Source organism: Pseudomonas sp. HMSC08G10 (genome assembly GCF_001808425.1).
Classification (GTDB): domain Bacteria; phylum Pseudomonadota; class Gammaproteobacteria; order Pseudomonadales; family Pseudomonadaceae; genus Aquipseudomonas; species Aquipseudomonas guariconensis.
The window spans coordinates 1-1,605 of the sequence record NZ_KV793330.1 but is presented as its reverse complement, the minus strand read 5'-3'; the positions used below and the strand labels follow the sequence as shown (position 1 = coordinate 1,605).

At 63.4% G+C, this 1,605-nt stretch carries 1 protein-coding gene; it reads right to left on the bottom strand.

The window, feature by feature from the left end:
* Positions 1–68 precede the first annotated feature (68 nt).
* Positions 69–1,589, bottom strand: coding sequence for an acetaldehyde dehydrogenase ExaC (locus HMPREF3173_RS19975; RefSeq protein ID WP_070575988.1), 1,521 nt, complete (start codon positions 1,587–1,589; stop codon positions 69–71).
* Between the last annotated feature and the right edge of the window lie 16 nt (positions 1,590–1,605).

The window sequence follows — 1,605 nt, the reverse complement described above, 5'->3', positions numbered from 1 at the left end:
CGGGTAAACCCAGCCCCACAGCACAAGCACTGCAGAAGCAGGCTCACCCGCGAAAAAGGCGACGCGATTTAGAAGAAGCCCAGCGGATTGATGTCGTAGCTCACCAGCAGGTTCTTGGTCTGCTGGTAGTGGTCGAGCATCATCTTGTGGGTTTCACGGCCGACACCGGACTTCTTGTAGCCCCCGAACGCGGCGTGGGCCGGGTACAGGTGGTAGCAGTTGGTCCATACGCGACCGGCCTTGATGCCGCGGCCCATGCGGTAGGCGCGGTTGATGTCGCGGGTCCATACGCCGGCGCCGAGGCCGAACTCGGTGTCGTTGGCGATCGCCAGGGCTTCGGCTTCGTCCTTGAAGGTGGTGACGCTGACCACCGGGCCGAAGATCTCTTCCTGGAACACGCGCATCTGGTTGTTGCCTTTGAGCAGGGTCGGCTGGATGTAATAGCCGGTGGCCAGGCTGCCTTCGAGTTTCTCCACCTTGCCGCCGGTCAGCAGTTCGGCGCCTTCCTTCTGGGCGATGTCCAGGTACGAGAGGATCTTCTCGAACTGCTGCTGGGAGGCCTGGGCGCCGACCATGGTGTCGGTGTCCAGCGGGTCGCCGCGCTTGATCTGCAGGACCTTTTTCATCACCACTTCCATGAACTGCGGGTAGATCGACTCCTGCACCAGGGCGCGCGATGGGCAGGTGCACACCTCGCCCTGATTGAAGAACGCCAGCACCATGCCTTCGGCGGCCTTGTCGATGAAGGCAGGCTCGGCCTGCATGATGTCCTCGAAATAGACGTTCGGCGACTTGCCGCCCAGCTCCACGGTGGACGGGATGATGTTCTCCGCGGCGCATTTCATGATGTGCGAGCCAACCGGGGTGGAGCCGGTGAAGGCGATCTTGGCGATGCGCTTGCTGGTGGCCAGGGCTTCACCGGCCTCGCGGCCGAAGCCTTGCACCACATTGAGCACGCCCTTGGGCAGCAGGTCGCCGATCAGTTCCATCAGCACGGCAATGCCCAGCGGGGTCTGCTCGGCGGGCTTGAGCACCACGCAGTTACCGGCGGCCAGCGCCGGCGCGAGCTTCCAGGCGGCCATCAGCAGCGGGAAGTTCCACGGAATGATCTGCCCGACCACGCCCAGCGGCTCGTGGATGTGATAGGCCACGGTGTTTTCGTTGATCTCGGCGGCGCCGCCTTCCTGGGCGCGGATGCAGCCGGCGAAGTAGCGGAAGTGATCGACCGCCAGCGGGATGTCGGCGTTGAGGGTTTCGCGGATCGGCTTGCCGTTGTCCCAGGTTTCGGTGATGGCCAGGATCTCCAGGTTCTGCTCGATGCGGTCGGCGATCTTGAGCAGCACATTGGAGCGGTCTTGCACCGAGGTGCGGCCCCAGGCGTCGGCGGCGGCGTGGGCGGCATCCAGGGCTTTGTCGATGTCTTCGGCAGTGGAGCGTGGGAATTCGGCGATCGGCTGGCCGTTCACCGGGGAGGTGTTGGTGAAGTATTCACCCTTGACCGGAGGAACGAACTCACCGCCGATGTAGTTGCCGTAGCGGCTCTTGAAGGAAATTTTCGCGCCTTCGGTACCCGGATGTGCGTAACGCATGGTGTGTCTCCTGGCT